A 22,892-nucleotide genomic window follows, 5' to 3' on the forward strand; every position below is an offset into this window, starting at 1 on the left:
CCCCCCCCCCCCCCGGCGGCCCCCGCCACGCCTGCCCCTGCCCCTGCCCCTGCCCCTGCCCCTGCCCCTGCCCCTGCCCCTGCCCCGAAGAACGCCGACCGGTCCGTGGACGGTGGTGGACCGGCGGCCTCCGCCGTCGCAGGATCACGCCATGACCACGTACCTGATCCTGCACGGCTTCCAGAACCACCGCCCGCCCGCCCACTGGCAGCACTGGCTCACCGGGCAGCTGCGCGCCCGCGGCCACGAGGTCCGCTACCCCCAGCTGCCCGCGCCGGACGCGCCCGTCCTCGGCGAATGGCTCGACGCCCTGGAGGAGCACGGGCAGCGCCCGGCCGAGGGGGAGTTCGTGGCCCTCGCGCACAGCCTGTCGGTGCTGCTGTGGCTGCGCGCCGGGGACCGGCGGCCGGACGCCGACCGGGTCCTCCTGGTCGCGCCGCCCTCCCCGCAGGTCACCGCGTCGATCCCGGAGATCGCAGCCTTCGGCGACGGCCTCGACCTGACGGAGGCGGGGCTCAAGGCGCGTCTCGTGTACGGGGACGGGGACCCGTACTGCCCCGAGGGCGCCGATCTGCACTACGGCATCCCGCTCGGCCTCGACCTGGACCACGTGCCGGCCGGCGAGCACCTCAATCCCGACTCGGGGTACGGGGAGTGGCCCTCGCTCCTGGACTGGTGCGAGGACCCGGCCGTACGGGTGCGGAGCAACGAGAACCCGTGAGCGCGGGAGCGCCGCGGCCGGAAAACACCCGGACCCGTGGTCCCCGCGCCCGGTAGCGTCGGGCGGATGCATCCCGTGACCGCACCTTACGACCAGGGCCTGCTCGACGTGGGCGACGGCAACCTCGTCCACTGGGAGGTGTCCGGCAACCCGTACGGCAAGCCCGCGCTCGTCGTGCACGGCGGGCCGGGCTCCGGCTCCTCCCCGCGCAGCCGGCGGTACTTCGATCCGGAGGCGTACCGGGTCGTCCTCTTCGACCAGCGCGGCTGCGGGCGCTCCACCCCGCACGCGAGCGATCCGGCCGCCGACATGGCCGTGAACACCACCGCGCACCTGGTGGCCGACATGGAGCGGCTGCGCGAGCACCTCGGGATCGACAAGTGGCTGCTGTACGGGGGCTCCTGGGGCTCCACGCTGATCCTGGCGTACGCGGAGGCCCATCCCGAGCGCGTGTCGGAGATCGTGATCGCGGCCGTCACGACCACCCGCCGCTCCGAGACCGCCTGGCTGTACGAGGGCGTGGGCCGCTTCTTCCCCGAGGCCCACGAGCGCTTCCGGGCGGGGGCGGGGGGCGCCTCCGACGTCGTGGGGGCGTACGCCGCGCTCATGAACCACCCCGACCGGGCCGTACGGGAGAAGGCGGCGGCCGACTGGTGCGCGTGGGAGGACGCCGTCCTGTCGATGGAGGGCATGGGCACCCCGTACACCGACCGGGTCGACGACACCCGGCTCGGCTTCGTCCGGATCTGCTCGCACTACTTCGCGCACGGCGCCTTCCTGGAGGAGGGCGCGCTGATCCGCGACGCGCACCGGCTCGCCGGCATCCCCGGGGTCCTGATCCACGGCCGGCTCGACATGGGCGGGCCGCTCACCACCGCCTGGGAGCTGGCCCGCGCCTGGCCGGACGCCGAGCTGCAGGTCGTCGAGCGCGCCGGGCACCTGGGCGGCGAGGAGACCGGGCAGCGGATCCTGGCGGCCGTCGACCGCTTCGCGAAGGGGTGAACCCACCGGGCGATCATCACGCACGCGCGTGATGATCGATGCGTGAACGCCGAAACCCGCCCCGAAAGCGTCCCGGAACCCGCCCGGAGAACCCCCTCGAAAGTCGCGAAGGAGGACCGCCGGACCGGGAATTGATAATTCCACATTTCTTTCCTGTTCGATCTGACAGGAATCACGACGGATCTGTTCACAGAAGCCCCCCGAGATCGCTAGCTTCCCCTCAACCTCCGTCCGTACCGGGAAGGACTTCTGTGAACGCATCCCAGCGCCGAGCCGCGGCCATCCTCGCCGCCGCCGCCCTCGCCACCCCCCTGGTCCTCGCCTCCCCCGCCACCGCGGGTCAGGACCCCGCGGCCGCGCCCGCCCGCGACGCCGCCAGGCTGGCGAAGAAGCTGGTCCGCGAAACCACCGCCCAGGACGCCTACGAGCACCTGCGGAAGTTCCAGTCGATAGCCGACTCCGCCGCCGGGAACCGCGCGGCCGGCACCCTCGGCCACGACGCCTCGGCCGCTTATGTGTACGCACAGCTCAAGAAGGCCGGTTACGACGTCCGGTACCAGAAGTTCGACTTCGTCTACACCGAGACGCTCGCCGAGAAGGCCTCCGTCCTCACGCCCGATCCCCGGACGCTCGGCATCAAGGCGATGACGTACACGAAGTCCACCCCGGTCGGCGGCATCACCGCCGAGCTGGCGGCCGTGCCGGTCGACGCCGACGGCTCCACCGGCTGCGAGCCCGGCGACTTCGCCTCCGGCACCTTCACCGGGAAGATCGCGCTGATCAAGCGCGGCGTCTGCTCCTTCGCGATCAAGCAGCAGAACGCCGCCGCGGCCGGCGCCGCCGGCGCGATCGTCTACAACAACGTCGACGGCGCCCTCTCCGGCACCCTCGGCGACCCGGCCGCCGGCAGGATCCCCACCGGCGGGATCAGCCTGGCCGAGGGCACGCGGCTCGCCGCCGACCTCGCCAAGGGCCCGGTCTCGCTCTCCTTCGAGATCCGCCAGCTCCAGGAGAAGCGCAGCACCAACAACGTCATCGCGGAGACCAGGGGCGGCAACGCCGCCAACACCGTGGTGCTCGGCTCGCACCTCGACTCCGTCACCGCAGGCCCCGGCATCAACGACAACGGCTCCGGCTCCGCCGGTCTCCTGCAGACCGCCCTGGAGCTCGCCAAGTCGAAGGACAAGGTCCGCAACAAGGTCCGCTTCGCCTGGTGGTCGGCGGAGGAGGTCGGCCTCCTCGGCTCCCAGCACTACGTCAGCAGCCTGTCGGAGCTCGACCGGAAGGAGATCAAGCTCTACCTCAACTTCGACATGATCGCCTCGCCGAACTACGGCCTGTTCGTGTACGACGGCGACAACTCGGACGGCGTCGGCGCGGACGCCGGCCCCGAGGGCTCCGCCCAACTGGAGCGCGACATCACCGACTTCATGGACCGGCGCGGGATCCCGCACGAGGGCACCGACTTCACCGGCCGCTCCGACTACGGTCCGTTCATCAAGGTCGGCATCCCCTCCGGCGGCACCTTCACCGGCGCCGAGGGCATCAAGACCCCTGCCCAGGCGGCCAAGTTCGGCGGCACGGCGGGCGTCGCGTACGACGTGAACTACCACGCCGAGGGCGACGACATCGACAACATCGACATGACCGCCTTCGACGTCAACATCGACGTCATCGCCAATGCCGTGGGCACCTACGCCCACGACATCTCCTCCCTGCGCAGGCCGGTCGTCTCCGTCCCGACCACGGGCGACGCGGGCAGCGGCGGCGGCCTGCACGGCGACCACGACGAGGTGACCTCCTAGTCGGCGCCACCAGGGCCGCCGAGCCGACCGGGCCCGCCGGCGATCGGCCGGAGCGTCTTCGTCCTGCCGGTGCCGGTCGCTCCGGCGACCGGACCGTGCCGGTCGAGCACGTCGGCGGGACGCGGATACGCGCGTCCGGGTGACAGACGCCCTCCCGGAGCAGGGCCCCCGGTTCGGGTGCGGGTCCGTCGAAGGCGTGCCCCGCGGCGATCTCGGCGGCGGGCCCGCCAGGGAGGCGGACCGCTCTGCCCGGGAGGCGGACGGCCCCGCGGGGAGGCGGGCGGCGGCCCGCTCACGCTCATGACGGCACCCCGCTTCCGGTTCTGTCATGATTTGCACCGGCATCCCACTGCTCCCGCGTGGCTGCGCCGGGAGCCGGTCGCCCGGTAGGCTTTCCGTGTGATCTTCAAGCGCATCGGAAACGGAAAGCCGTATCCCGACCACGGCCGGGAAAGCACCCGGCAGTGGGCGGACGTCGCGCCGCGCCCGGTCCGCCTCGACCAGCTGGTGACCACCAAGGGCCAGCTGGACCTGGAGACCCTGCTCGCCGAGGACTCCACCTTCTACGGCGACCTCTTCGCGCACGTCGTGAAGTGGCAGGGCGACCTCTACCTCGAGGACGGACTGCACCGCGCCGTCCGCGCGGCCCTGCAGCAGCGCCAGGTGCTGCACGCCCGCGTCCTGGAACTCGACTGAACCCTTCCAGGCCCCGCCACTGACCCTTTCGGGGTCAGTTCGCCCCCATCCGGACGCGATCACATGATCATCAAGTAGGCATCGCCGACGGGCGGCATTACGCTGCGTTCATGAGCATGCTCACTCCCCCCGGCATGGGCGGAAAGTACCGCATCACGGGGGATGTCTACCCCCGCATGCGCCGCCCCCACCGCCGGCGCAGGATCGTCCTCGCGTCCGCCGCCGCAGTGGTCGTGCTCGGCGCGGCCGGCTGGGGGACGCTCCAGCTCGTCGACGTCTTCTCCGGCGACGAGGGCACGAAGACGACGGCCGGGAAGCAGACCGACTGCAAACCCGCGCCCAAGGCCACCACCGCGCCCGCCGCCGCCCTCCCCAAGCCCGCGCAGATCACGGTCAACGTCTACAACGCGACCCCGCGCAGCGGGCTCGCCAAGACGACCGCGGACGAGCTCAAGAAGCGCGGCTTCAAGATCGGCAAGGTGGGTAACGCGCCCACCGCCTACGACAAGAAGGTCCCGGGCGCCGGCCTGCTGCTCGGCGCTCCCGCGGCCACCAAGGGCGCCTTCCCGGTCCTCGGCACCCAGCTCGCGGGCGCCACGACCAAGACGGACACCCGGGGCACGGCGGACGTGGACCTGATCATCGGGACCGCGTTCAAGACGCTGTCCCCGAAAGCGACGGCGGACGCGGCCCTGGTCGCCCTGACCAGGCCCGCGCCCGTACCGACCGGAAAGTGCTGAGGGGCTGACCGCTCGGCCGAGCGGTCGGCGACCTGTTCGGCGGCCTATTCGGCGGAGCCGTACATGCGGTCGCCCGCGTCGCCCAGGCCCGGGACGATGTAGCCGTTCTCGTTGAGCCGCTCGTCGACCGAGGCCGTCACGACGGTCACCGGCGTGCCCGCGAGCTCGCGCTCCATGACCTCGACGCCCTCCGGGGCGGCGAGGAGCACGACCGCGGTCACGTCGTCGGCGCCGCGCTTGATGAGCTCCTGGATCGCCGCGACCAGCGTGCCGCCGGTCGCCAGCATCGGGTCCAGGACGTACACCTGGCGGCCCGAGAGGTCCTCCGGCATCCGCGTCGCGTAGGTCGACGCCTCCAGCGTCTCCTCGTTGCGGATCATGCCGAGGAAGCCGACCTCGGCCGTCGGGAGCAGCCGGACCATGCCGTCGAGCATCCCGAGCCCGGCGCGCAGGATCGGGACCACCAGCGGACGCGGGTGCGACAGCTTCACGCCGGTCGTGGGCGTGACGGGGGTCTCGATGTCGACCTGCTCGGTCCGCACGTCCCTCGTGGCCTCGTAGGCGAGCAGGGTGACCAGCTCGTCGGCGAGACGGCGGAAGGTCGCGGAGTCCGTGCGCTTGTCGCGCAGGGTGGTGAGCTTGTGGGCGACCAGGGGGTGGTCGACGACGTGGAGACGCATGACCCAACAGTAGCCCGCCGAGCACTGGCGTCGACCCACGCCGCTGGGGGAAGGTGGGTGGCACAGGGACCCGGCGATGGGGTGGTGTGGCCTATGCCCGACCCGGAAGAACCGGCCAAGGGTGCCGCCGAGGGGGCGGCCCGCACGCCGGCACCGGAGACCGACGCGGAGCGCCGCAGGCGCCGCGCCCAGTTCCTCCGCGAGCTGAACGAGGCCAAGGCGCTGCGCGAGCGCGTGCAGCCACGGCGCGCCCGGGCCGCCCGGATGCGCCAGGCGATGCGCATGCGGACCTTCCGCTGGTGAGGCCGTCCGTGGGGCTCGACGGCGGGAACCGGCCGTGCGCCCCCTTCGTGCGCCGGGGTCGCACGCCCGCCCGATCGCGGGGTCGTTCAGACTGATGCACGACGCAAGAGCCGAAGACCTCTCCTGACGGCGACGTTTCTGTCACGATGCCGATTGGGCGGGGCACCGGAAGCGCGCCGCCGGAACGTCACACCTCTGATCAGTGGGAGAGAGTCAGGTGTACTTCGCCGCACTGCTCGCGCGCACCGAAGACGGGTGGGAAGCGAGCGACACGGAGCTCGACGACGTGGAGAGCCTGTCGGATCTGGCCGAGCTCGCCCGTGAGGCCTCGGACGACGACACGGTGATCGTCTTCATCGAACAGGAGGACGCGTGGTTCGGGATCGTCCGGATCGAGGGTGAGGAAGACCCTCGCATCTACGTCTCGGACGGGGCCGCCGCCGCCCGTTCCTCGTACGGGGAGATGCTCACCCGGGAGATCCTCGGCGACGACCTGGACGACCTGGTCGACGACCTGGAGACGCTGGACCTGGACGGCACCGAGGACGGGGAGCCGCTCGACGCGGACGAGGACGACGAGGCGGGCTCCGTCGCCGCCGAGGCCGTCCCGGCCGCTCCGGTGGGCGACCGGCTGATCCTGGCCGACCTCGGGATGTCGGCGGAGGACCTGCTGGCCCTCGACACGGACGCGCTCGCGGAGATCGCGGAGGCGCTGGGCGCCGCCGAGGTCCTGGAGGCCGTCCGCTAGTGGCATCCGCGGTACCCGTTCCCGACCCCGCTCCCGACGCCGTTCGGGACCCGGTCCGGGACCCCTGGCGGGACGCCATGCGTCTCGCCCTCGCCGAGGCCGACGCGGCCGGGCCGGCCGGTGACGTACCGGTCGGGGCGGTCGTGCTCGGCCCGGACGGCACGGTGATCGCCCGCGCGCACAACGAGCGGGAGGCCACCGGCGACCCCACCGCGCACGCCGAGGTGCTCGCCCTGCGCCGGGCGGCGGCGGCGACCGGCGAGTGGCGGCTGACGGGCTGCACGCTGGTCGTGACCCTGGAGCCGTGCGTGATGTGCGCCGGCGCGCTCGTCCAGTCGCGCGTCGAGCGGGTGGTGTTCGGGGCGCTCGACGAGAAGGCGGGCGCGACCGGTTCGCTCTGGGACCTCGTGCGGGACCGGCGGCTCAACCACCGCCCAGAGGTGATCCAGGGCGTCCTCGGCGAGGAGTGCGCCGAGCAGTTGACGGCCTTCTTCCGCACCCGCTGACGCACCTGTCGACGCGCCCTCCGACAGGCCCGCCGAGGCACCCGCCACCCCCCTTCTGACCTGCCGGGGGATACGGATTTCATCGCAGCGCCAGTTTGGGCTAAGCTCTCTCTCGGTAGCGTGTCCGAGCGGCCGAAGGAGCTCGCCTCGAAAGCGAGTGTGGGGAAACTCACCGAGGGTTCAAATCCCTCCGCTACCGCTTCGATCGAAGGGCCCGGCGCATCAGCGCCGGGCCCTTCGGCGTGTCTCCGGTGCCTGCGGAGGGGGCCCGTACGGAGAAGGACCCGTACGGAAAGGAACCGAACGGAGAACAGCCCGTACGGAGAACAGCCCGTACGGAAAGGGCCCCGGTCCGCGCTCGTGGCACGGCCGGGGCCCTTCTCCGTAGGACGGGGGGAACGGCATCGGGGGGACAAGCCGCTCCCCCCGACGAGAACCGGACCCGCAAGTCCTGCGTCGCGTTCAGGGGGAAGCTCGCGGCGCGGACCCCGCAGTGCGGGCCGGTTCCTCCGAGCCCTTCGGATTCCTGCCAGATCCGCCGGGCTCGACATCCATACTGCTCGCCCGTCACCCTTCCGGGGGGCGGCGAAAGGCCCCGATCGCCGGGCCCTTGGTCCATAAGGGCTCGGTTAGAGTGGCGCGGTCGTACGGCGGGGGAACAGGGGAGGGCTGGGCAGATGGCGCAAGCGAAGAAGGTCGCGCTGTACGCGGTCGTGGTCTTTGTGCTGTACACGATCGTTAACTCCCCCGCCCGGGCGGCCGATCTGGTCCAGGTAGGGTTCGAGGGCATTTCCAGCGCCGCCCAGGGGGTCGGTCAGTTCATGACCGAACTCGTCAACTAGGAGCTCACCGTGATCCGCCATCTGGTCCTCTTCAAGCTCAACGACGGCGTCGCGCGCGACGAGCCGCGAGTGGTCGCCGGGGTCGAGGCCTTCCGCGCGCTCGGCGGGCAGATCCCGGAGCTGAAGTTCTGGGAGTGCGACTGGAACATCACGGACCGGCCGATCGCGTACGACTTCGCCATCAACTCGGCCGTCGAGGACACGGACGCGCTCCAGCGCTACCTGGACCACCCCGCGCACCAGGCCGGTGTCGCCCAGTGGCGCGAGTTCTCCACCTGGGTGATCGCGGACTACGCCTTTTAGTCCTCCTCCACTCCGAGGCCCCCCGCCCTCGCGGCGGGGGGCCTTTTCCGTGCGTGACCTCCCCTTTTTCCGCCACTATGCCCTCAACACGTAATTTTGCGGTGCTTGCACACAGTGGACATGTCTTGTGATGCTATGACCGCTTTTGACGGATGAGTTGACCGTAGTTGACCCGGTCGACCAGCAAGACCAGGCGAAGGGGTGGCGTGAACGTGCCGGCCAGTACTGCACCTCAGGTCCCGCCCCAGCACGAGGCGGGCGGCGGTCCCGAGGCCCCGCGCCCGCGCCCCCAGAGCAGCCGCGGCGCCGACACCCGCGCCCTCACCCAGGTGCTCTTCGGACAGCTCAAGAACCTGGAGCCGGGCAGCGCCGAGCACCACCGGGTGCGCGGAGCCCTCATCGAGGCCAACCTGCCCCTCGTGCGGTACGCGGCGGCCCGCTTCCGCTCCCGCAACGAACCGATGGAGGACGTCGTCCAGGTCGGCACCATCGGCCTCATCAACGCCATCGACCGCTTCGACCCCGACCGGGGCGTCCAGTTCCCCACCTTCGCGATGCCGACCGTCGTCGGCGAGATCAAGCGGTACTTCCGCGACAACGTGCGGACCGTGCACGTACCGCGCCGGCTGCACGAGCTCTGGGTCCAGGTGAACGGCGCCACCGAGGACCTGACGACCGCTCACGGCCGCTCCCCCACGACCGCGGAGATCGCCGAACGGCTGCGGATCGGCGAGGACGAGGTGCTCGCCTGCATCGAGGCCGGCCGCTCGTACCACGCCACCTCCCTGGAGGCCGCGCAGGAGGGCGACGGGCTGCCCGGGCTGCTCGACCGGCTCGGCTACGAGGACCCCGCGCTCGCCGGCGTCGAGCACCGCGACCTCGTCCGGCACCTGCTCGTCCAGCTGCCCGAGCGGGAGCAGCGGATCCTGATGCTGCGCTACTACAGCAATTTGACCCAGTCTCAGATCAGCCAGGAACTCGGTGTCTCCCAGATGCACGTGTCAAGGCTCCTCGCCCGCAGCTTCGCCCGCTTGAGATCCGCAAACAGGATCGAGGCGTAACCGGAACGGGTAGACCGGTCCGGAGGGGTTCTCGCCCGGCCCAAATGCCGTACACCCCTTGTTTCCTGCGGAAATGCACCGTCACTGTGTCGACAAGTCACTACAGCGTGTTGCCGACATGTGACATTCTGCTGGAACCGAGTTTGCCGCAGCCCCGCCGCCGGTATTCAGGTGGAGGCTGCGTTCCTCAGACGGTCGCGGCCACCGCGACCGTCCGCGACCTCAAGGGGGTGGCATGTCCACAGAACTGGGCAGCTCGAAGGTGCTCACGCTCACGCCCGTTCCCGTGCCCGCGCAGACGACGGCGCCGAACGCGGCCGACGGCACGGAGACCGTGAACACCGCTGAGACCACCGAGACCGCGCCTCCGCCGATGACCCTCACGTCCGGGGCCCTCGACACCCGCACCCTCTCGCGCTCCCTCTTCCTGCGGCTGCGCGCCCTCGACGCCGAGGGCGCCGCGGCCGACAGCCCGGAGCGGACCTACGTCCGCGACACCCTCATCGAGCTCAACCTCCCGCTCGTGCGGTACGCGGCGGCGCGCTTCCGCTCCCGCAACGAGCCGATGGAGGACATCGTCCAGGTCGGCACCATCGGCCTCATCAAGGCGATCGACCGCTTCGACTGCGAACGCGGCGTGGAGTTTCCGACGTTCGCGATGCCGACCGTCGTCGGCGAGATCAAGCGCTTCTTCCGCGACACCTCGTGGTCGGTCCGGGTCCCGCGCCGGCTCCAGGAGCTGCGCCTCGCCCTGACCAAGGCCAGCGACGAGCTCGCGCAGAAGCTCGACCGCTCCCCCACCGTGACCGAACTCGCCGCCGTGCTCGGGGTGTCGGAGGAGGACGTGGTCGACGGCCTCGCCGTCGGCAACGCGTACACCGCCTCCTCGCTCGACTCCCCCTCGCCCGAGGACGACGGCGGCGAGGGCTCGCTCGCGGACCGCCTCGGCTACGAGGACGCGGCCCTCGAAGGCGTCGAGTACCGCGAGTCGCTCAAGCCGCTGCTGGCCAAACTTCCGCCCCGCGAACGGCAGATCATCATGCTCCGCTTCTTCGCCAACATGACGCAGTCGCAGATCGGCGAGGAGGTCGGCATCTCCCAGATGCACGTCTCGCGACTCCTCACCCGCACCCTCGCCCAGCTGCGCGAAGGCCTCATCTCCGACTGACTTCCCCCAAAACGCTGCCCTGTTGACGCCACGTCAGCCAGACTGGGGCGCATGAGGCGAAGGAAGCCGGGACTTGCGGCGGTGGCGCTCTGCCTCGGCGGGGCGCTGACCGCGTGCGGCGGCGGAGGAGACGGCGAGGGGTACGCGGCGGTCGGCGCCGGCCCCTCACCGAAGGGCGCGGTCGCCCCTTCGGGCGTGGTCACCCTGGTCCCCCTGGAGCCCTCGGAGAGCGGGACGACGTCCAGCACGTCGTCCCCGTCACCCGCGGCCCCCGGGGCGCCCGAAGCCGCCTCCACGGGCGGGGGCGGGGGCCTCCCGGACCCGTCCGGGACCTCCGGGACGCCTGGAACCTCCGGAGCCCCGGGATCCTCCGGGCCCTCGGGGTCGTCCCCCACGGACGCGAGTACGGGATCGGGTACGGGCTCCACGAGCGCGCCCGGACGCGGAGGGGACGGCACCGGCACCCCGCCCCGCACCCCTTCCACCACGCCCGGCCCCACTCCGCCCGGCACCGGCACGCCCCCGCCGTCGACCGCACCGACCCCGGCGCCCGGGCCCGCTGTTCTCACCGTCTCCGAGCCCCGCCTCGCGGACGGCGACCGGCGCTGGTGCCAGCGGGTCACCGTGACCTTCCGCAACACCGGTGGCTCCGCGGCGACTTCGGGGACGGTCGGCTTCGTGACGCACATCATCGGCCTGCTCGGCACCGACTGGGGAACGGTCTCCTCCAGCCAGCCGCTGCCCGCGCCGATCGCCGCCGGGACGGCGCGGACGCAGACGTACACGGTGTGCGTGGACTCCTGGCGGGTGCCGCTCGGCATGCGCGTCGACACCCGCGAGGTCACCGCCACATGGCGCTGAGCAACACCTTCGCGAACTCGGACGGGTGCTCCACGCAGCCCAGGTGGCCGCCCGGGAACTCCGTCCGCACGGCGCCGGTCAGCTCGGCGAGCCGCCTGGCCGGTCCGGCGAGCGCCTCCTGATCCGCGGACTCCTCGCCGATGCCCAGGACCAGCTTCCCGACGGCCGCGCGCAGCCCTTCCAGGTCGGGGGCGGAGAAGGAGAAGGGGACCAGGACGTGCTCCAGGAAGACCGGCATGTTGGCCGCCATGCGGGAGGCCATCGGCCGGATGGAGGCGGGCAGTTCGCCGCCCTGCCGCTCCGGCTTCCGGCCGTCCGGCGTCTCGGAGAACCGGGCCATCGCCGGCCCGAGCCCCCGCGTGCGGTGCAGCTCGCGCACCTCGGCGAAGTGGTCGCGGTACGGAGCCGGGTCGGCGAGCAGCTCCACGAGGGGCGGCTCGTGGGCGACGAGCCGGCACACCCGGTCCGGACGGGCGGCGAGCAGGGAGAGGGCGACGATTCCGCCGGAGCTGCCGCCGAAGACGTACGCGGGCTCGTCCGGTGAGACCGCGTCCAGGACGGCGAGGGCGTCGTCGCGCCATTCGTCCACCCGCTGGTCGGCGAGGACCCCGTCGAGCGGGCTGCGCGACAGACCGCGCTGGTCGTACGAGACCACGGTGTGCCCGGCGTCCGCGAGGAGACCTGCCATCCCCTCGAAGAGCCCGGCGTCCCCGGCACCACCGGGGATCAGCAGCAGCACGGGGCCGCTGCCCCGGGTCTCGTACCGCAGGGTGGCGCCCGGGACCTTCACCGTGCCGACGGCGATGACGTTCATGAATCGTTCCCCCAGTTCTCCAGGACGTGGTGGAGCGCGTCCAGCGAACGCGCCCAGGACTCGGCGACGGGGCGGGAGTGCGCGAAGCCGCCGCCCAGTTCGAGGTGGACGTAGCCGTGGAAGGCGCTGCGGAGCAGGCGTCCGGCATCGGTGAGGTCGGGCTCATGGAGGCCGTAGCCGCGCAGCATGCCGTAGGTGAGTTCGACGGCCCGCAGGAGGACGGCGGTGTCCTCGATCTCCTCCGGCTCGATCCGCTGCTGGGTGGCCGCGTACCGCCCGGGGTGGGCGAGGGCGTAGTCGCGGTAGGCGTCGGCGAAGGCGACCAGCGCCTCCTTGCCGGAGCGGCCGGCCACGGCGGCGCCGATGGCGTCGTTCATCTCGCCCGAGGCGAGGAGCGCGAGCCGAACCCGCAGGTCACGCAGGTTCCTGACGTGCGAGTAGAGGCTCGCGTCCTTGACCCCGAAGCGCCGCGCCAGGGCCGAGACGGTGACCTTGTCGAGGCCGCTCTCGTCCGCCATCTCGGCGGCTGCCCGCACCAGGCCGTCGACGGTGATTCCCGCGCGCACCACAGGATTCCCCTCCCTAGAGTTCCTAGGGAAAAACCTAGCACCCCTAGGATCGCTATCCCGTGAGCCCGTGAAAGAAAAGGCGGGCCGGTCCGCGTGCCGCGGGCCGGCCCACCTCTACGGGGATACGGCGGGGTCAGCCCAGCGCCAGCCAGGCGACGGCCGCCAGGACGGCGATCACGGCGACGACGCCCACGATCAGGCCGACCCGGGGGCCGCCCGACGCGGCCGCGGCCTGCGGCTGCTGCCGCTGCGGGGTGCCCTCGTCGACGAAGGCGCGGAACATCTGCGTGCTGCCGGCGGGGTCGTAGCCCTCGGGACCCTGAGGGGGCTGGCCCTGGCCGTACGGTGCTTGGGGGTTGTGTGCCATGGGCCAGGACCCTAGCGAAGTCGGGGTGAGGGGCCCAAGCCCCGGCACCGACGGCCCGCCTTTGCCGATTCTTTAGCGCCGTTTGACCGATTTAGTTTGCCTGGAGCAACCATCCATCTCTATGGTTGCCCTAAGCAACAAGATGGACGGCGGTGCCCGATGGCGACACGGAACAGGTACGAGGAGCTGGCCCGCTCGGTGAGCGCCATCGGCGCCGTGAAGCGCGGCCTCGCCCGCGTCCTGCCCGTCGACTGCCAGGGCGCCTCGGCGGCCGTGCTCGCCCTGGTCAACCACCACGGCGACATGCGGATGAGTCGGCTCGCCGAGCTCATGGCCGTCGACATGTCCGTGTGCAGCCGCCATGTGGCCCACACCGTGGAGCACGGCTGGATCGAGCGGCTGCCCGACCCGGACGACAGGCGCTCCCGCATCCTGCGCCTCACGGAACCGGGCCGCGCGATGCTCGGCGAGCTCGACCGCCGAGTGACCGAGGCCTTCTCCCGCCACCTCGCGGAGTGGTCCGACGACGACGTCGACCTCCTCACCCACCTGCTCGCCCGCCTCCGCGAATCCTTCGGGGACTGCCGGGCCCACCACGCCTGAGAAAAAGGAAGTTCATGGCCACGACCATGCCCGACACCGGTGCGCGGGACGGCGTCACCGGTACCGGCGGTGGCGGCGAGACCGCCCCGATGACACACCGGCAGATCATGGAGGCGCTGTCCGGGCTGCTGCTCGGCATGTTCGTCGCCATCCTGTCCTCGACGATCGTCTCCAACGCCCTCCCCCAGATCATCACCGACCTGGGCGGCGGCCAGTCCGCCTACACCTGGGTGGTGACCGCCGCCCTCCTGGCGATGACCGCGACCACCCCGCTGTGGGGCAAGCTCGCCGACCTCTTCTCCAAGAAGCTGCTCGTCCAGATAGCCCTGATCGTCTACGTCGCGGGCTCGATCGTCGCCGGTCTCTCGCAGAGCACCGGCATGCTCATCGCCTGCCGTGTCGTCCAGGGCATCGGCGTCGGCGGTCTGACCGCCCTCTCCCAGATCATCCTGGCCGCCATGATCGCCCCGCGTGAGCGCGGCCGGTACAGCGGCTACCTCGGCGCGACCTTCGCCGTCGCCACCGTCGGCGGCCCGCTGCTCGGCGGCGTCATCACCGACACCGACTGGCTCGGCTGGCGCTGGTGCTTCTACGTCGGCGTGCCCTTCGCGATCATCGCGCTGATCGTCCTGCAGAAGACCCTGAAGCTGCCCGTGGTGAAGCGTCAGGTCAAGGTCGACTGGGCGGGCGCGTTCTTCATCAGCGCCGCCGTCTCCCTGCTCCTCGTCTGGGTGACCTTCGCGGGCGACAAGTACGACTGGATGTCCTGGCAGACGGCCGCCATGGTCGGCGGCTCGGTCCTCCTCGGCGCGGTGTTCGTGCTCGTCGAGTCCAGGGCGAGCGAGCCGATCATCCCGCTCCGCCTCTTCCGCAACCGGACGATCACCCTCGCCTCGCTCGCCTCGCTCTTCGTGGGCGTCGCGATGTTCGCCGGCACGGTCTTCTTCAGCCAGTACTTCCAGCTGGCCCGGAACGAGTCGCCGACGATGTCCGGCGTCCTCACCATCCCGATGATCGGCGGCCTGTTCGTCTCCTCCACCGTCTCCGGTCTCGTCATCACCAAGACCGGCCGCTGGAAGGCCTGGCTGGTCAGCGGCGGCGCCCTGGCCGCCGGCGGTCTCGGGCTGCTCGGCACGATCCGCTACGACACGGCGTACTGGCACATCGCGCTCTTCATGGCGGTCCTCGGCCTCGGCCTCGGCATGATGATGCAGAACCTGGTGCTCTGCACCCAGAACCAGGTGGCCCCCGCCGACCTCGGCGCCGCTTCCTCCGTCGTCACCTTCTTCCGCTCCCTGGGCGGTGCGATCGGCGTCTCGGCGCTCGGCGCGGTCATGGCCCACCGGGTCACGGACTACGTGAAGGAGGGCCTGGCCGAGCTCGGCCCGAAGGCCGCGGCCGCCCTGGGCAAGGGCGGTTCGGGCGGCGGCATCCCGGACATGGACAAGCTGCCGGCCCCGATCCGCACGGTCATGGAGGACGCGTACGGACACGGAGTCGCCGACGTCTTCCTCTACTCGGCGCCCTTCGCGCTGCTCGCCTTCGTGGTGACGCTGTTCATCAAGGAGGTCGCGCTGAAGAGCAACGAGGCGAAGGCCCCCGAGGAGGCGGCCGAGGCGAAGGCCTAGGAAAAGCTCCCGGCCGCGCTTCGAGCGGAGGCGCGGCCGGGTCGGGTACGGAGCGGCGGGCAGGGGACGGCCCGCCGCTCCGTCGTCTCCTCCGTCAGGTGCCTTCGGCCTCGCGCGCGACCATGACCTCGATGCCGGCGATCAGGACGTCCAGGGCGTAGTCGAAGTCGCGGTCCCAGAGGGCGCCGAGGTCGTCGTGCGAGGTCCGCTCGTCGAGGATCTCCCGCAGGCCCTCGATCCGGTCCGTGAGCTCCGGGTCGTCCCGGAAGGCGCTCACCGAGTCCACGTAGAACTCGTCCTGCGACATCCCGGCCTCCGCCGCGCGCCGGCCGAACTGGGACTCGACCGTCCCGTAGCCGTACACGAACTGGAAGACCGCCGACATCGCGCTCGGCCGGCGGTCGAGGGAGAGGCCCGTCTCCTTGATCGTGTCGTGGATCTTGTGGCCGACGGCGATCGAGTTCGGGCCGATGTTGAGGTACTGGCCGGCGCTCGGCGACATCCACCCGTGGCGGACGAGCATCCGCCGGTAGTCCAGGGCGAGCAGGCGGATCCGCTCCCGCCAGTCCCGGGCGGCGTCGACCGCGGCGAGGTCGATCTCACCGTAGACGCTGTCCATGGCGTACTCGATGATGTCGTCCTTGGTGTCCACGTACCAGTAGAGGGACATGGCCGTGACGCCCAGCTCGGTCGCGAGCTTGCGCATCGACAGCTTGGCGAGGCCCTCCTCGTCGAGCATCCGGACCGCGGCGGCGACGATCCGGTCCCGGTCGAGCCCGGCCGGCCCCCCGCCGCTGCGGGTGGCCCGCCTCTCCAGCCACACGCTGGAACGCGCCGGGTTCTTGGCCCGATCGGCTGCCTTGACCATCGCGTTCCTCCGTCTGTCAGCGGTCCGTCACCATGCTAGGCAGCTACCGGCTGTTCGGGACCCACCGCCCGCTCCGTCCGCTCGGCCCGCTTGAGCAGGGCCGCCGCGAGCAGGCCGCCGGCGAGGACGGCGATCGCGCCGACGAGCTGGCTGGTCTGGAGGCCGGAGGCGAAGGCATCGGAGATCTGCCGCCGCTCGGCCTCGCCGCCGGCGGCGGCCAGGGCGGCCGGGAGCGAGGTCGCGGTCACGGCGACGAGCGCGGCGAAGCGGGCGTTGAGCACGGCACCGAGGACGGCGACGCCCAGGCCGTTGCCGAACTCGGCCAGGGTGCCGTTGATCCCGGCGCCCACGCCCGCCTTCTCCGGCGGGATCGCGCTCATGAGGGCGTTGGCCATGGCCGGGGAGGAGACGGCGATGCCGAATCCCATCAGGACCAGGCCGAGCAGCATCCCCCAGTAGCTGCCGTCCGTACCGCCGCCGAGCAGCGCGATGGAGGTGAGGCCGGCGGCGACCAGCGTCATGCCGAGGACGACGGTGGGAGGGGTGCCGAGCTTCATGACGATCTTCGGGCCGACGCCGGTCAGGTTGAGGCCGACGATCGTCAGGGCGAGCGGCGCCATCCGGAGGCCGGCTTCGAGGGGCTCGTAGCCGAGGACGAACTGCAGGTGCTGGGTGAGCAGGAAGAGCGAGCCGCCCATGCCGAAGACGACCAGGATCGAACCGCCGACGGCACCGATGAACTTCTGGTTCCGGAAGAAGTGCATGTCGAGCATCGGGTACGGGGTGTGCAGCTCCCACAGCGCGAAGGCGCCGAGTCCGAGGAGGCCGACGACCGCCGGGACCAGGACCTGGGCGGAGATCCAGCCGTGCTCGGGGCCGCTGATGATCGCGTACACGACGGCGGTCATGCCGATGGTGGAGAGCAGCGCGCCGAGCAGGTCGGGGCGCTCGCCCTGGGGGTTCTTGGACTCCGGGACGAGCTTGAGGACGGCGACGAGGGCGACGGCCGCGACCGGGAGGTTGATCAGGAAGATCATTCCCCACCAGAAGTGGTTCAGGATCACGCCGCCGATCAGCGGGCCGCCGGCGAAGCCGAGTGAGGCGACCGTGGACCAGAGGGCGATGGCCTTGACCCGCTCCGAGTCGTCGAAGATCTGCATCACGACGGCGAGGGTGGTGGTCATCAGGAGCGCCCCGCCGACGCCCATGCCCGCGCGGGCGGCGATCAGCTGCGCGGTGGAGCCGGCGAGACCGGCGGCGAGGGAGCCGAGGCCGAAGAGCGCGAGGCCGGTGGCCAGGAGCTTCTTGCGGCCGTAGCGGTCGGCGGCGTTGCCCGCGGTGAGCAGCAGGCCGGACTGGACGAGCGAGTACGCGTTGATCATCCACTGGATGTCGGCGGTGGACGCGTGGAGCTCGGAGGTGAGGGAGGGGATGGCGACGCTGAGCACGGTGTTGTCGAGCAGCACCGTGAGCTGCGCGAGGCAGATGACGCCGAGGATCAGCCAGCGTTGGGGGTGGCTGCCGGTAGCTGTCATGGGACGGGGCTCCTATACGGTGTACGAGGCCAAGGCTCGTACACCGTATAGGAGTTCTCTTACGCTGTATAGGGATTACTTCTTCTCGGTCAGGTCGTAGAAGGTGGCGCCGCCGACGGTGGTCTTCTCGAACGTGGACTCCACCCACGACGTGATCTGCGCCCCGCTCCCCCCGGCACCGAAGCCGCCGCCGGAGGCGATGAAGTAGTGGATCTTCCCCTCGGCCACGTACTGCTGGAACCGCGCGAGGGTCGGCGCCGGATCGCTGCCGTTGAAGCCGCCGATCGCCATGACCGGCTTCCCGGTGGCGAGCTGGTAACTGGCCGCGTTCTGCGCGCCGATCGCCGCGCCGACCCACGTGTAGTCGTCGGCGTCGGCCATGAGCTTCCGCTTGGCTTCGGCCCCGACGTCGGCGCCGTTGAGCAGACCGCCGACGGCGCCGGGCCGGCCGCCCTCGGGGAGCTGCGCGGGACCACCGCCGGGGACCTGGCCGATCTGGCCGGGGGCCTGGCCGACCTGGCCGCCGGGGGCCTGACCTGCCTGGCCGGGGGCCTGGCCGCCGCCGGGCGGGCGGCCTTGGCCCATGCCTTGGCCCATGCCCTGCCCCTGGCCGCCCGGCCCGGGGCCGTACAGGACGAACATCGGGCCGCCCCGCATGCCCGGGCCCCGGCCGCCGACGGCTGCGCCGGACGGGCCGGCCGTCACGATCGAGCCCTGGTGGCCGTCGGCCAGAGTGGCCAGGGTGTAAGCGAAGGGGCCCGCGAGGCCCGCCGCGAGACCGAGGCCCGCCGCCGCGAGACCGAACCGGCGGTCCACGCGGCCCGCGAGTAGCAGCCCGAGCGCCGCCGCGCACCCGGCGACGAGCACCGCCCAGCGCAGCCACGGCAGCCAGTCCGGCGTACGGCCGAGCAGCGTCCAGCCCCACGCCGCCGTCACCGCGACCGAGGCGGCGAGGGCCGCCGAGGCGAGGAACCGGGTCCGCTCCTCCCACAGCACCGCCGCGCCCATGCCGATCAGGGCGGCGAGGTACGGGGCCATGGCCACCGTGTAGTACTCGTGGAAGATGCCGGCCATGAAGCTGAAGACGGCCGTCGTCATCAGCAGCGAGCCGCCCCAGACCAGGAACGCCGAGCGCGCCGTGTCCGTGCGCGAGGCCCGCCAGGTCACCACGAGCCCGGCGACGAGGAGCAGCAGCGCGGCCGGGAGCAGCCAGGAGATCTGGCCGCCGACCTGGTCGCCGAACATCCGGCCGATGCCGGTCTCGCCCCAGCCGCCGCCGACGCGGACGGGCGGCTCCATGCCGGCCGGCAGGTTCTCGGCCACCCTGCCGGCGCCGCCACGGCCCCCGCCGACGCTGCCGACCTCGTCGCCGTTGAGGCGGCCGAGGCCGTTGTAGCCGAAGGTCAGCTCCAGGAAGCTGTTGTTCTGCGAGCCTCCGACGTACGGACGCGAGGACGCCGGCCACAGCTCGACCAGGGCCACCCACCAGCCCGCCGAGACCAGCATCGCGAGCCCGCCGAGGGCTAGCCGGCCGAGCCGCCGCCCGAACCCGCCCGGCGCGCACACCACGTACACGAGCGCGAGCGGCGGCAGGATCAGGAAGGCCTGGAGGGTCTTCGCGAGGAACGCGAGGCCGAGGGCCGCGCCCGCCCACACGAGCCACCTCGCGGCGCCCCGGTCCTGCTCCAGGGCGCGCAGCACGCAGTACACCGCGACCGTCATGAGCAGCGCGAGCAGCGCGTCCGGGTTGTTGAAGCGGAACATCAGCGCGGCGACCGGCGTCAGCGCGAGGACCGCGCCCGCGATCAGGCCCGCGCCCGCGCCGAACCGGCGCCGGACGGCCGCGTGGAGCACGGCGACCGTGCCCACGCCCATGAGCACCTCGGGCACGAGGATCTGCCAGGAGCCGAGCCCGAAGAGGCGCACGGAGAGGGCCATCGGCCAGAGCGCGGCCGGCGGCTTGTCGACGGTGATGGCGTTGGCCGCGTCGAGGGAGCCGAAGAAGAAGGCCTTCCAGCTCTGGGAGCCCGCCTGGACGGCGGCGGAGTAGAAGGAGTTGGCGTAGCCGGAGGCGCTCAGGTTCCACAGGTAGAGCAGCGCGGTCGCGGCGAGCAGGCCGAGGAGGGCGGGCCGGACCCAGGAGGCGTCCTCGGCGCGTCCGCGCCACAGCCGGGCGAGCCGGCCGCTGCGGGGCGCCGCGTGGACGGCGGCGGGCGGAGTGGTCATCGTTCGTTCCTTGCTGAGGCGCGGTCCGGGAAGACCCAGAGCCGGAAGAGGAGGAAGCGCAGGACGGTCGCGGCGAGGTTGGCGACGACCAGGACGGCGAGCTCGGTGGAGTGCGCCGGATCGCCGGTCGCCGCGCCGAGGGCGGCGAGCGAACCGCTGGTCAGGGCGAGGCCGATGGCGAAGACCACGAGCCCCTGCGCCTGGTGGCGGACGGCCCGGTCCCGGCCCCGCACGCCGAAGGTGAGGCGCCGGTTGGCGGCCGTGTTGGCGACGGCGGAGACGAGCAGGGCGGCGGCGTTGGCGAGCTGCGGGCCGAGGCCGAGGCGGAAGGCCGAGTACAGCGCGAGGTAGCAGAGCGTGGACAGCACCCCGACCACGCAGAAGCCGACGAGCTGCCGGGCGAGGCCGCCCGGCACACCGTTCAGCTCGCGGTCCCGGGGGTCGTCGCCGAACGGCCGGGCGAGCCGGTCGAGGGGCAGCGAACCGGTCGCGAGGGCCCGCCCCACGCGCCACACGCCCTTCAGGTCGTCGGTCGCCGTCCGCACGATGTGGACGGTCGAGTCGGGGTCGTCGACCCAGTCGACCGGCACCTCGTGGATGCGCAGCCCGGCCCGCTCGGCGAGGACCAGCATCTCGGTGTCGAAGAACCAGCCGGTGTCCTCCACCATCGGCAGGAGCCGCTCGGCGACCTCCCGCCGTATCGCCTTGAATCCGCACTGCGCGTCGGAGAACCGGGCGGCGAGCGAGGAGCGCAGGATCAGGTTGTAGGCCCGCGAGACGAACTCCCGCTTCGGGCCGCGCACCACCCGCGAGGAGCGGGCGAGCCGGGAGCCGATCGCCAGGTCCGAGTGGCCGGAGATGAGCGGCGCGACCAGCGGGAGCAGCGCGTTGAGGTCGGTGGACAGGTCCACGTCCATGTAGGCGAGGACGGGCGCGTCCGAGGCCGACCACACGGTCCGCAGCGCCCGGCCGCGGCCCTTCTGTTCGAGCCGTACGGAACGCACCTCGGACAGCTCGGCCGCGAGGGCGGCGGCGACGGCGGGCGTGGTGTCGGTGGAGGCGTTGTCGGCGACGGTGATGCGGAAGCCGTACGGGAAGGTCGTCAGGAGGTGCTCGTGGAGCCGGCGGACGCACGGCTCCAGGTCCTTCTCCTCGTTGTAGACGGGGACCACCACGTCCAGGACGGGCCGCCCGGCGGCGTCCACCGGCAGGTGCTGCCGGGCGGGGAGGGCGTCGGGCGTTCCGGGGGCCGCGGACGGGGGCCCCGCGATCGTTGGGGTTCGCATGCTCCGACACTCGCCGGGGCCGCTGTCACGGCTGTGTGATGAGCCTGTGGCCTGCCTGTGAGTCCTCGGTCATGGGCAGGTTCACCGTGAACACGGTCCGCCCCGGGGCGGATTCGACGCCCACCTCCCCGCCGTGCGCGAGCACGACCGCGCGGACGATGGCGAGGCCGAGACCGGTGGATCCGGCGTGCCGGGAGCGGGAGGCGTCGCCGCGCGCGAAGCGCTCGAAGACGGCGGGGAGCAGCCGGGACGGGATGCCGGGACCGTCGTCCTCGATCTCGACGAGGACGGCCGGCCCCTCCGTGCGGACGCGGGCGGTGACCTTGGTGCCGGGCGGGGTGTGGGTGCGGGCGTTGGCGAGGAGGTTGACCAGGACCTGCTGGAGCCGGGCGCCGTCGGCCCGTGCGACGGCTCCGTCCGTGGGAAGTTCGAGGCGCCAGTGGTGGTCGGGGCCGGCCGCGCGGGCGTCGCCGACGGCGTCCACGACGAGCGGGACGAGGTCGGTGGTCTCGTACGCGAGGGGGCGGCCGGCGTCGAGCCGGGCGAGCAGCAGGAGGTCCTCGACCAGGCCGGTCATCCGGGTCGCCTCGGACTCGATCCGGCCGAGGGCGTGCCGGGTGTCGGGGCCGCACTCCTCGCGGCCGCGCCGGGTGAGCTCCGCGTACCCCCGGATCGAGGCGAGCGGGGTGCGCAGCTCGTGGCTGGCGTCCGCGACGAACTGCCGCACCCGGGTCTCGCTCTGCTGGCGGGCGTCGAGGGCCGAGTGGACGTGGTCGAGCATCCGGTTGAGGGCCGCGCCGACCTGGCCGACCTCCGTGCGCGGATCCGCCTCCGCCTCCGGAACCCGGTGGTGGAGCGCCACCTCCCCGCTGTGCAGGGGGAGCCGGGCGACCTGACGGGCGGTGGCGGCGACCCGGCGCAGCGGGCGGAGGGCGACCCGGACGAGCACGGTTCCGGCGAGCAGGGCGGCGACGAGCCCGGCGCCGGTGACGCTCAGCTCGACGAGGACGAGGGTGGAGAGGGCGTCCTCGACCTCGCCGAGGGGGATGCCGACGAGGATCTCGCCGCGATACCCGGCCGCGTACTCGACCCGGTACGAGCCGAGCCCCCCGGGCATTTCGACGGTGTGCGGCCGGCCGTCGCGGGGAACGGCGGCGAGCGCGGCCCGCTGCGCCGCGTCGAGCGCGCTGACCCGGGTGAACCGCTCGTACGGCCCGCTGCCCCCGACCTCCGCCGAGTATCCGGCCGAGGTCACCTCGCCGTCCTCGAGGACCGCGCCGAGGGTGCCGAGGGCGCCGGGCCCCTGAAGGAACGCGAGGGGGTCCTTCAGGTGGACCGAGCCGGGTGGGTCGGGCACCAGGGGCACGCCGACCGGCGGGCCCGCCGCCCGGTCCGCGACGGCGTGGACCTGCTCGTCGGCCTGGCCGTACAGGTACGAGCGGAACGCGATGGTCGTCACCGTCCCGATCACCGCCGCGACGACCGCGATCAGCGCGACCGCCGAGACGACGAGCCGCGTCCGCAGCGACCAGGGACGACCTCGTCGTACGCGCACGGGGA

Annotated in this window: 25 protein-coding genes and 1 tRNA gene; 16 read left to right on the plus strand and 10 right to left on the minus strand. The window is 72.3% G+C overall.

All coding sequences use genetic code 11. The features are described 5' to 3' along the window. Positions 1 to 151 precede the first annotated feature (151 nt). From K7G60_RS32055 to K7G60_RS32065, 3 genes are all read left to right on the plus strand, one after another. Entirely contained in the window at positions 152 to 721 is a 570-nt protein-coding gene (locus K7G60_RS32055; protein WP_225804477.1) for an alpha/beta hydrolase, read from the plus strand. Positions 722 to 787: 66 nt separating this feature from the next. After that, positions 788 to 1,723: a prolyl aminopeptidase gene (gene pip / locus K7G60_RS32060; protein WP_225804478.1), complete on the plus strand. Its 936-nt coding sequence runs from the start codon at positions 788 to 790 to the stop codon at positions 1,721 to 1,723. 251 nt (positions 1,724 to 1,974) lie between these two features. Next, entirely contained in the window at positions 1,975 to 3,528 is a 1,554-nt protein-coding gene (locus K7G60_RS32065) for a M28 family metallopeptidase (RefSeq protein ID WP_225804479.1), read from the plus strand. On the opposite strand, the gene K7G60_RS39555 is transcribed toward K7G60_RS32065, so the two are convergent. Next, complete coding sequence (locus K7G60_RS39555) at positions 3,525 to 3,830, minus strand: helicase HerA-like domain-containing protein (protein ID WP_374115718.1); 306 nt, start codon at positions 3,828 to 3,830, stop codon at positions 3,525 to 3,527. The two genes, K7G60_RS32065 and K7G60_RS39555, sit on opposite strands and share 4 nt — an antisense overlap. A 97-nt stretch (positions 3,831 to 3,927) precedes the next feature. Between K7G60_RS39555 and K7G60_RS32075 the strand changes: the two genes are divergently transcribed. Both K7G60_RS32075 and K7G60_RS32080 read left to right on the plus strand, forming a co-directional pair. Further along, positions 3,928 to 4,224 carry a type II toxin-antitoxin system VapB family antitoxin gene (locus K7G60_RS32075; protein ID WP_030209440.1) on the plus strand — a complete coding sequence of 99 codons (297 nt, stop codon included), beginning with the start codon at positions 3,928 to 3,930 and terminating at the stop codon, positions 4,222 to 4,224. A gap of 110 nt (positions 4,225 to 4,334) precedes the next feature. Next, positions 4,335 to 4,964 (plus strand): LytR C-terminal domain-containing protein, encoded by a 630-nt coding sequence (locus K7G60_RS32080; protein WP_225804480.1) that lies wholly within the window; start codon positions 4,335 to 4,337, stop codon positions 4,962 to 4,964. Positions 4,965 to 5,008: 44 nt separating this feature from the next. Here K7G60_RS32080 and upp read toward each other — a convergent pair whose 3' ends face one another. Next, positions 5,009 to 5,644: a uracil phosphoribosyltransferase gene (gene upp / locus K7G60_RS32085; protein ID WP_017240523.1), complete on the minus strand. Its 636-nt coding sequence runs from the start codon at positions 5,642 to 5,644 to the stop codon at positions 5,009 to 5,011. Positions 5,645 to 5,737: 93 nt separating this feature from the next. Between upp and K7G60_RS32090 the strand changes: the two genes are divergently transcribed. The 9 genes from K7G60_RS32090 to K7G60_RS32130 all read left to right on the plus strand — a co-directional run bounded on the left by K7G60_RS32090 (position 5,738) and on the right by K7G60_RS32130 (position 11,436). After that, positions 5,738 to 5,947 (plus strand): hypothetical protein, encoded by a 210-nt coding sequence (locus tag K7G60_RS32090; protein WP_225804481.1) that lies wholly within the window; start codon positions 5,738 to 5,740, stop codon positions 5,945 to 5,947. Between the two features lie 217 nt (positions 5,948 to 6,164). Continuing rightward, positions 6,165 to 6,695 carry a hypothetical protein gene (locus K7G60_RS32095; protein ID WP_225804503.1) on the plus strand — a complete coding sequence of 177 codons (531 nt, stop codon included), beginning with the start codon at positions 6,165 to 6,167 and terminating at the stop codon, positions 6,693 to 6,695. Between the two features lie 77 nt (positions 6,696 to 6,772). Next, on the plus strand, positions 6,773 to 7,201 hold the full coding sequence (gene tadA, locus K7G60_RS32100; protein WP_225804504.1) for a tRNA adenosine(34) deaminase TadA: 429 nt from the start codon (positions 6,773 to 6,775) through the stop codon (positions 7,199 to 7,201). 114 nt (positions 7,202 to 7,315) lie between these two features. Continuing rightward, a tRNA-Ser gene (locus tag K7G60_RS32105) sits at positions 7,316 to 7,400 on the plus strand. Between the two features lie 478 nt (positions 7,401 to 7,878). Then, positions 7,879 to 8,043 (plus strand): hypothetical protein, encoded by a 165-nt coding sequence (locus K7G60_RS32110; RefSeq protein ID WP_225804482.1) that lies wholly within the window; start codon positions 7,879 to 7,881, stop codon positions 8,041 to 8,043. Positions 8,044 to 8,052: 9 nt separating this feature from the next. Further along, positions 8,053 to 8,346, plus strand: coding sequence for a Dabb family protein (locus K7G60_RS32115; RefSeq protein WP_225804483.1), 294 nt, complete (start codon positions 8,053 to 8,055; stop codon positions 8,344 to 8,346). A gap of 212 nt (positions 8,347 to 8,558) precedes the next feature. Beyond that, on the plus strand, positions 8,559 to 9,407 hold the full coding sequence (locus tag K7G60_RS32120; RefSeq protein WP_225804484.1) for an RNA polymerase sigma factor SigF: 849 nt from the start codon (positions 8,559 to 8,561) through the stop codon (positions 9,405 to 9,407). Between the two features lie 235 nt (positions 9,408 to 9,642). Beyond that, entirely contained in the window at positions 9,643 to 10,575 is a 933-nt protein-coding gene (locus tag K7G60_RS32125; protein WP_225804485.1) for an RNA polymerase sigma factor SigF, read from the plus strand. A gap of 51 nt (positions 10,576 to 10,626) precedes the next feature. After that, a complete protein-coding gene (locus tag K7G60_RS32130; RefSeq protein WP_225804486.1) occupies positions 10,627 to 11,436 on the plus strand; it encodes a hypothetical protein in 810 nt (269 codons plus the stop codon). On the opposite strand, the gene K7G60_RS32135 is transcribed toward K7G60_RS32130, so the two are convergent. From K7G60_RS32135 to K7G60_RS32145, 3 genes are all read right to left on the minus strand, one after another. Next, positions 11,417 to 12,250, minus strand: a complete 834-nt coding sequence (locus K7G60_RS32135) for an alpha/beta fold hydrolase (RefSeq protein WP_225804487.1) — start codon at positions 12,248 to 12,250, stop codon at positions 11,417 to 11,419. The genes K7G60_RS32130 and K7G60_RS32135 overlap by 20 nt on opposite strands. Beyond that, positions 12,247 to 12,819: a TetR/AcrR family transcriptional regulator gene (locus K7G60_RS32140; protein ID WP_225804488.1), complete on the minus strand. Its 573-nt coding sequence runs from the start codon at positions 12,817 to 12,819 to the stop codon at positions 12,247 to 12,249. Before K7G60_RS32140 ends, K7G60_RS32135 begins: the two co-directional genes overlap by 4 nt. 133 nt (positions 12,820 to 12,952) lie before the next feature. Next, positions 12,953 to 13,186 (minus strand): hypothetical protein, encoded by a 234-nt coding sequence (locus K7G60_RS32145; RefSeq protein WP_086829454.1) that lies wholly within the window; start codon positions 13,184 to 13,186, stop codon positions 12,953 to 12,955. A 159-nt stretch (positions 13,187 to 13,345) separates the two neighbouring features. Between K7G60_RS32145 and K7G60_RS32150 the strand changes: the two genes are divergently transcribed. Then, positions 13,346 to 13,789 carry a MarR family winged helix-turn-helix transcriptional regulator gene (locus tag K7G60_RS32150; RefSeq protein WP_225804489.1) on the plus strand — a complete coding sequence of 148 codons (444 nt, stop codon included), beginning with the start codon at positions 13,346 to 13,348 and terminating at the stop codon, positions 13,787 to 13,789. Between the two features lie 14 nt (positions 13,790 to 13,803). Continuing rightward, on the plus strand, positions 13,804 to 15,417 hold the full coding sequence (locus K7G60_RS32155; RefSeq protein WP_225804490.1) for an MDR family MFS transporter: 1,614 nt from the start codon (positions 13,804 to 13,806) through the stop codon (positions 15,415 to 15,417). Positions 15,418 to 15,511: 94 nt separating this feature from the next. On the opposite strand, the gene K7G60_RS32160 is transcribed toward K7G60_RS32155, so the two are convergent. From K7G60_RS32160 to K7G60_RS32180, 5 genes are all read right to left on the minus strand, one after another. After that, positions 15,512 to 16,285 carry a TetR/AcrR family transcriptional regulator C-terminal domain-containing protein gene (locus tag K7G60_RS32160; protein WP_225804491.1) on the minus strand — a complete coding sequence of 258 codons (774 nt, stop codon included), beginning with the start codon at positions 16,283 to 16,285 and terminating at the stop codon, positions 15,512 to 15,514. 35 nt (positions 16,286 to 16,320) lie between these two features. Beyond that, the gene (locus tag K7G60_RS32165) at positions 16,321 to 17,820 is read right to left on the minus strand and encodes an MFS transporter (protein WP_225804492.1); all 1,500 of its coding nucleotides are present in this window, start codon (positions 17,818 to 17,820) and stop codon (positions 16,321 to 16,323) included. 75 nt (positions 17,821 to 17,895) lie between these two features. Continuing rightward, entirely contained in the window at positions 17,896 to 20,046 is a 2,151-nt protein-coding gene (locus K7G60_RS32170; protein ID WP_225804493.1) for a glycosyltransferase family 39 protein, read from the minus strand. Next, positions 20,043 to 21,332 (minus strand): bifunctional glycosyltransferase family 2/GtrA family protein, encoded by a 1,290-nt coding sequence (locus tag K7G60_RS32175; protein WP_225804494.1) that lies wholly within the window; start codon positions 21,330 to 21,332, stop codon positions 20,043 to 20,045. Before K7G60_RS32175 ends, K7G60_RS32170 begins: the two co-directional genes overlap by 4 nt. 25 nt (positions 21,333 to 21,357) lie before the next feature. Continuing rightward, positions 21,358 to 22,887: a cell wall metabolism sensor histidine kinase WalK gene (locus tag K7G60_RS32180; protein WP_225804495.1), complete on the minus strand. Its 1,530-nt coding sequence runs from the start codon at positions 22,885 to 22,887 to the stop codon at positions 21,358 to 21,360. Positions 22,888 to 22,892 lie beyond the last annotated feature (5 nt).

Source organism: Streptomyces sp. NK15101, from assembly GCF_020400725.1.
Taxonomy (GTDB): domain Bacteria; phylum Actinomycetota; class Actinomycetes; order Streptomycetales; family Streptomycetaceae; genus Streptomyces.